The 6,748-nt window shown below is 72.2% G+C and carries 5 protein-coding genes; all 5 read left to right on the top strand.

Annotated features, from left to right (window positions below; translation table 11 throughout):
* The first annotated feature begins 162 nt into the window (after nucleotides 1-162).
* Nucleotides 163-1,518, top strand: coding sequence for a hypothetical protein (locus P1P75_RS38235; protein ID WP_319264087.1), 1,356 nt, complete (start codon nucleotides 163-165; stop codon nucleotides 1,516-1,518).
* 14 nt (nucleotides 1,519-1,532) lie between these two features.
* A complete protein-coding gene (locus P1P75_RS38230; protein ID WP_319264085.1) occupies nucleotides 1,533-2,549 on the top strand; it encodes a glutamate ABC transporter substrate-binding protein in 1,017 nt (338 codons plus the stop codon).
* Nucleotides 2,550-2,609: 60 nt separating this feature from the next.
* The gene (locus tag P1P75_RS38225; protein WP_319264083.1) at nucleotides 2,610-3,941 is read left to right on the top strand and encodes a hypothetical protein; all 1,332 of its coding nucleotides are present in this window, start codon (nucleotides 2,610-2,612) and stop codon (nucleotides 3,939-3,941) included.
* Nucleotides 3,938-6,520 carry a tetratricopeptide repeat protein gene (locus P1P75_RS38220; RefSeq protein WP_319264081.1) on the top strand — a complete coding sequence of 861 codons (2,583 nt, stop codon included), beginning with the start codon at nucleotides 3,938-3,940 and terminating at the stop codon, nucleotides 6,518-6,520. The genes P1P75_RS38225 and P1P75_RS38220 overlap by 4 nt, the downstream gene beginning before the upstream one ends.
* A 3-nt stretch (nucleotides 6,521-6,523) precedes the next feature.
* A partial coding sequence (locus tag P1P75_RS38215) for a zinc ribbon domain-containing protein (protein WP_319264079.1) occupies nucleotides 6,524-6,748 on the top strand: 225 nt, incomplete at its 3' end.

The following is a 6,748-nucleotide window of genomic DNA, read 5'->3' as shown; positions in this document are numbered from 1 at the left end:
GACCCCACCCCACCCCCGGTGGAACCGAATCCGCACTTTCCACGTGTTCCCCCGGAGGGCCTTGCTGCGATCTGATCAAGATCCAGTGAAGCCCGGTGCGCAGCACCGCCCCCACCGGCGATACTGGCGCAGACAGTTGACCATGGGGGAGGTCAGACAAACGTGGCAAACCCGCCGACAACCATCACGGCGACACCGCCCGGCCGCCGGACGGCATTCGCCGAGGGTGTCGATCAGTTGCGCTCCGCCGCGACCACCGAGCCGGGCAGGCTCCGTATCATCGGCGCCGTTCTCGCCCTCCTCGTCGTCGCGTTCGGTGCCGTCACGTCCTGGCAGATGAGTGACCGCACGGCCGCCGCCGACGACGTGCTGCACAAGAGCCAGCCGCTCAGCGCGGCCGCCGCCGACATCTACCGCTCGCTGGCGGACGCGAACACCGCCGCGTCGAGCGGCTTCCTGGCCGGCGGCCAGGAGACGCCCGAGTCGCGCAAGCGCTACGAGGACGACATCGACACGGCCGCCGCGAAGCTCATCACCGCCGCGAACAACTCCGACGCCGGTTCCCCCTCCACCGCGGCGATCACGAAGCTGAACAAGCTGCTCCCGGAGTACAAGGGCCTCGTCGAGCGCGCCCGCACCTACAACCGGCAGGGCTTCCCGGTCGGCGGCGCGTATCTGCGCTACGCCAACCAGAAGATGCAGGACGAGATGCTCCCGGCGGCGGAGGACCTCTACAAGAAGGAGAACCAGCGCCTTCAGGACGACTACGCGGCGGCCGAGCCGTACCCGTGGGCGGCGATCGCTCTCGGCGTCCTCGCGCTGGCCGCCCTCGGCTGGGCGCAGCACCGCAACTACCGGCTGACGAACCGGGTGCTGAACCACGGCATGGTCGCGGCGTCCGCGGCCTCCGCCGTCGTCCTGCTGTGGCTGGTGGTCGGGCACAGTGTGGCCCGTGCGGGGCTGCACGACTCCTACGACCACGGTGTCCGTTCCCTCAACGTGCTGCACGACGCCCGCATCGCCTCGCTCAAGGCGCGCGGCAACGAGAACCTGACCCTGGTGGCCCGCGGCGCCGAGACGGTGAAGGTCGGTGAGACGACGATCGACGCGTACGACCACGACTTCACCGAGGAGATCGCCGTCCTCGGCAAGGGCCTCGCGGCGGCGGCGAAGCTGGCCGACGACCAGGCGGGCGAGAAGCCGGTCACGACGGCGGAGAGCAACATGGCGGAGTGGAAGAAGCGCCACACCGCGGCCCGCGCCCAGGACGACAACGGCAACTACGAGCAGGCGCTGGCCCTGGTGGTCGGCGCGAAGGGCGCGACGGCCCAGTGCTTCGACGGCGTCGACGCGAGCCTGGCGACCGCGCTCGACCACGAGCAGCACGAGTTCAAGCAGGCGGCCGGCGACGGCCTGGACGCGATGGGCGGGCTGCCCCTGGGCGCGGCCGTCCTGGCGGTCCTGGCGGCGGCGGGCGCGGTCCTCGGCATCGGCCGCAGGCTGTCGGAGTACCGGTGAAAGGGGGCGTGACGATGCATGCTCGACGGATGCGGGGCTGGGGCGGGGTGGGTGCGATGGCGCTCGTCTGCGTCCTGGCGCTCTCCTTCATGCTGCTGCTGCCGTGGACCCAGTCGCGCGGCGACGGCAGCACCGGCACCGGTGGTCCGGGCGTCGCCGAGGGCACACACGCGGTCGACGCGAGCTGCCAGTCCCCCGAGAAGCAGACGCTGTCGCCGTCGGCCGCGGACGGTCCGACGATCGCCGCGATCAAGGCCCGTACGGGTGAGAAGCGCAAGCTGATCGTCGGCGTCGACCAGAACAGCTACCGGTGGGGCTACCGCGACCCGAACAACACGGGTGCCGCGCTGGAGGGTTTCGACATCGACCTGGTGAGGCGGATCGCCGAGGACATCCTGGGCGACCGCAACGCCGTCCAGTTCAAGGCCATTCCGACCAACCAGCGCGTGCCGGCCATCCAGGAGGGCCGGGTCGACATGGTGGTCCGCACGATGACGATCACCTGCGACCGGCTGAAGGACGTCGCCTTCTCCGCGCCGTACTTCAGGACGGGACAGCAGGTCCTCGCCCCCAAGTCGTCGACGATCACGGGCTACGACGGCACGCTGGCGAAGAAGAAGATCTGCACGGCGGCCGGTTCGACCGCCAACACCCAGCTGACCGGCGACCTGAAGGCAGGGAAGCTGCCCGCGACCGCCGACATCTCCACCACCGTCCCCAACCAGCTGGACTGCCTGGTGCGGTTGCAGCTCGGCGAGGTGGACGCCGTGGTCACCGACGGCGCCCTGGCGGCGAGCCAGGCCGCACAGGACCCGACGGTGGAACTGAAGGGCGCCGCGTTCACGGCCGAGTACTACGGCGTGGCGATGAAGAAGGACGCGGACGACCTGGTACGCCGGGTCAACCAGACCCTGGTGGAATACCGGGCGAACGGCTGGCAGCGGTCGTACACCGACTGGCTGTCGGCGACACTGGGTTCGGACTCGGCGACGTCGATGCCGCCCGCGCCGCAGTATCTGCGCACCAGCTGACGGGACGGCCGGCGGACGGCGGACCGACCAGGAGACGGACACAGCGACGAGAGGTGATCGATGGGCGTCACGGGACCCCCCGGGCCGGTGATGGACCGGGACGAGGTCGACCGTGCGCTGGCGCGGCTCGGCGCGGAGCACGAGGCGATCGAGACCTCGCTCCTCGCCCTCCAGGACCACGCGGGCCGCAGACTCCTCGAAGGCGCCGGGCTGACCGGTGTCACCAAGGAGCGCTGGGCGTCCACCGAGGCGTCGATCACGCTGCTGTGGGCGTACTTCGACGCCTACAGCGACGCCCTGCGCTCGGCGCGGGACATCCGCTCGCGGCGCCGCTGGTCCAGCCGTGAGGACCTGGCCGAGCTGACGGAGCTGCTGCGCGGCGAGTCCGTCACGGTGGCCGGCTCGGCCACCGCCACGGCGAACGCGCCGACCCTGGCCGGCTCCGGCAAGCTCAGCGAGAGCTTCTCCCTGACCACCCTCGTCGACCGGATGAACGACCTGTACGCGTCCTCGCTGGACCTGGTCGTCGCCGCCGACGCGGTGTGGTCCGCGCTGCCCGCCCGGATAGATCTACTGGCCGCGGAACTCCAGCGCACCCGGCAGCTCGCGCACTCCGTGGGCGTACGCCCCGGCGAACACCCGGCGGGCGACGACCTGGAGCGCATCACCCACACCCTGACCTCGCTGCGCGAGCAGGTGATCTCCGACCCGCTGGCCTTCTGGGTGCGCGCGCAGGGCAGTTCGGCGCCCGGCGGCGGCCGTCCGGACACCACCGTGTACGACCGTGAGGCGCGCGCTCTGGAGGACGTCCGCCGGGAGATCGACGCCGTGCTGACGGTCCGCCAGGACGCCGAGCAGCGGCTGATGCGGCTGCGGGACGTGCTCAGCCGGGCGGACCGGACCCTCGCCGAGGCGCGCACCGCGCGCGGCGAGGTGCTCGCGAAGATCGCCGCGACGGAGGTGCCGGCCGTCGGCGGCCCGCCCACCGTGCTCCAGGAACAGGTGGCGGCGGCCTCCGAGTACCGCAGGCACGGCCAGTGGCACCGCCTGTCCCCGCTCCTGGAGTCCCTGGAGCGCAAGGCGGAGGACGAACTGCTGCGCGCCCGCGAGTCGTTGACCGCGGTCACCGCGCCGCTCGCGGTCCGCGCGGAACTGCGCGGCCGTCTCGACGCCTACAAGGCGAAGGTCGCCCGGCACGGGCTCGCCGAGGACCCGTTCCTCATCGAGCGCTACGACGCGGCCCGGCGGATGCTGTGGAGCGCGCCCTGCGATCTGCGCGTCGCCGAACAGGCCGTCCTGCGCTACCAGCAGGCGGCCGCCGAACTGCTCGCCGCGCCGCGCGTGCCCGAGCAGGGCGGACCTCAGGACCACAGGGGGGAGCAGAGGTCATGAGTCAGGCAGGTCAGACGTGCCAGCGACCGGGCTGTGAGGGCTCGTACGAGGACATGGGCGGCGGCGAGCTGTACTGCGACACCTGCGGTCTGGCGCCCGTCGTGGGTGCTGGGGGTCCCTCCTCCGGGAAAGGCATGGTCGGGTCGCCCCCGACCGGAGTGACCCGCGGCGGCAAGGGCTCGACCGGCAGCGGTTCCAGCTCCAGCGCGCGCAGCGCCCGCAGTTCGCGCACCTCCTCGCAGTCGTCGAAGTCGCGCCGCTCGGTGTCCGGGCGGCTCTCGCGGTCGCTGTCGGGCAAGTCCACCGGCCGTTCGGTGTCGGTGCGCAGCTCCGGTTCCACGGCCGGTTCGTCCGGGCGTGCCCGGCTCGGGGTGGGCCTGGTGGCGGTGCCGCAGGTGCCGCGTCCCGACCCGCGCGCGATGGTCCTGGACAACCCGGAGGTGCCCGAGCGCAAGCGGTTCTGCTCGCGCTCCGACTGCGGGGCGCCGGTGGGCAGGTCGCGCGGCGAGCGGGAGGGCCGTACGGAGGGCTTCTGCACCAAGTGCGGGCACCCGTACTCCTTCGTCCCGAAGCTGAAGGCCGGCGATGTCGTACACGGCCAGTACGAGGTCGTGGGCTGTCTGGCGCACGGCGGTCTGGGCTGGGTCTACCTCGCCGTCGACAAGGCCGTCTCCGACCGCTGGGTGGTCCTCAAGGGCCTGCTGGACACCGGCGACCAGGACGCGATGGAGGCGGCGATCTCCGAGCGGCGCTTCCTCGCCGAGATCGAGCACGCCAACATCGTGCGGATCTACAACTTCGTCGAGCACCTCGACCAGCGGACCGGTTCGCTGGACGGGTACATCGTCATGGAGTACGTCGGCGGCAAGTCCCTCAAGGAGATCGCCAACGACCGCCGCACTCCCGACGGCAAGCGCGACCCGCTGCCGGTGGAGCAGGCCTGCGCGTTCGGCATCGAGGCCCTGGAGGCCCTCGGCCATCTGCACAGCCGCAACCTGCTGTACTGCGACTTCAAGGTCGACAACGCCATCCAGACCGAGGACCAGCTCAAGCTCATCGACATGGGCGCCGTGCGCAGGATGGACGACGAGGAGTCGGCCATCTACGGCACGGTCGGCTACCAGGCCCCGGAGGTCGCCGACGTCGGCCCGTCGGTGGCGAGCGACCTCTACACGGTCGGCCGCACCCTCGCCGTGCTCACCTTCGACTTCCAGGGCTACACCACGGCCTACGCGGACTCCCTGCCCGACCCCGACTCCATCGCCGTCTTCCACCGGTACGAGTCCTTCTACCGGCTCCTGGTCCGTGCCACCGACCCCGACCCGGCCCGCCGGTTCGCCTCCGCGCAGGAGATGGCCGAACAGCTGACGGGCGTGCTGCGCGAGGTCGTCTCGCTCCAGTCGGGCCTGCCCCGCCCCGCGCTGTCCACCCTGTTCGGACCCGAAGTGAAGGTCACCGACACCGAGTTGTGCCCCAGACTGGACGGGGAGGTGTCCCGGCTGGGGTCACGGGTGACCGCCACGCGGCGCCGCCCGGGTACGACGGCTGGAGGGGGCGGGGACGGTCCGGCGGGGCTGGTGCCCTCCCCCCGCGTGCCCGGTGCCCTTCCGTCCCCCTCCGGCGCTGCCGCGGCCGGGCTGGTCAGGCTCGTTCCCGCGCCCGCCGCCGGGCTCGCGCTGCCGGTCCCGCACGTCGACCCGTCGGATCCCAACGCCGGTTTCCTGGCCGGTCTGCTGGCCTCCGCGCCCGCCGAACTGATCACCGCCCTCGTGGCGGCACCGGCCCCGTCGGTGGAGACCCGGTTGCGGCAGATCCGCGCCTGGCTGGAGAACGGCGACTTTGAGGCCGCCCTGATGTCCCTGGCCAAGCTGGAGGGCGAACGGCCCGACGACTGGCGGGTCGTCTGGTACCGGGGCGTGGCCTCGCTCGTCACCGGCGACCAGGAGGGCGCCGCCCTCGCCTTCGACGCGATCTACGACGCCTTCCCCGGCGAGCCCACGCCGAAGCTGGCGCTCGGTCTGTGCGCCGAGGTACTCGGCCAGTTGGACAACGCCGCCGAGTACTACCGCCTGGTGTGGTCGACCGACCCGAGCTTCGTCAGCGCCGCGTTCGGCCTGGCCCGCGTCCAGCTCGCGGCCGGCGACCGCAGAAGCGCCGTACGGACGCTGGAGTCGGTGCCGGAGTCGTCCATCCACTACACCGCCGCCCGCGTCGCGGCCGTCCGCGCCCGGCTCCGGCAGCGGACGGCGACCGCCGCCGACGTACCCTTCCAGGAGGATCTGGCCGCCGCCGCGGCGCAGATCCAGGCGCTGGACGCCTACGGGCTGGATCCGACGCGCCGCGAGCAGCTGTCCGCCGAAGTCCTCGGCTGCGCGCTGGACTGGGTACTCTCCGGTGGCCGGGGCAGTACCGGCCCCGGCGCCCCGCGCGGGCTGCTCGGCAGCGAACTGGACGAGCGGGGGCTGCGCTTCGGACTGGAGCGTTCGTACCGCACGCTGGCCCGGCTGGCGACCGGTGCCGAGGAGAGGATCGACCTGGTGGAACGTGCCAATCGTTACCGCCCCCGGACGTGGGTGTAGTTGATGTCCCAGATCCCCAGGCAGGCCGCCCTGCCCACGTGCCCGAGCTGCGCGGAGCCGCTCGACACGGGTGACCGTTTCTGCGGCGCGTGCGGATACGACCTGTCCGCCGTACCGCCTCGCCCCGACGACACTCCGACGCTCACCATGAACGGCGCGGAGGTCTCGGCCGCGCACGGTGCGCACGCCTCGGCCCCGCACGGCGCCGACGGCCCGCCACCGTCGCCC

It is taken from the genome of Streptomyces sp. ID05-39B (genome assembly GCF_033794725.1).
Taxonomy (GTDB): domain Bacteria; phylum Actinomycetota; class Actinomycetes; order Streptomycetales; family Streptomycetaceae; genus Streptomyces; species Streptomyces bobili.
Note: the sequence above shows the minus strand (reverse complement) of the source record. Positions and strands in the feature narration are given on the sequence as shown.

Excerpts from the sequence above, each read along its gene's own strand:
- P1P75_RS38230 (WP_319264085.1), top strand. The coding sequence starts at position 1,533 with ATGCATGCTCGACGGATGCGGGGCTGGGGCGGGGTGGGTGCGATGGCG.
- P1P75_RS38225 (WP_319264083.1), top strand. The coding sequence starts at position 2,610 with ATGGGCGTCACGGGACCCCCCGGGCCGGTGATGGACCGGGACGAGGTC.
- P1P75_RS38220 (WP_319264081.1), top strand. The coding sequence starts at position 3,938 with ATGAGTCAGGCAGGTCAGACGTGCCAGCGACCGGGCTGTGAGGGCTCG.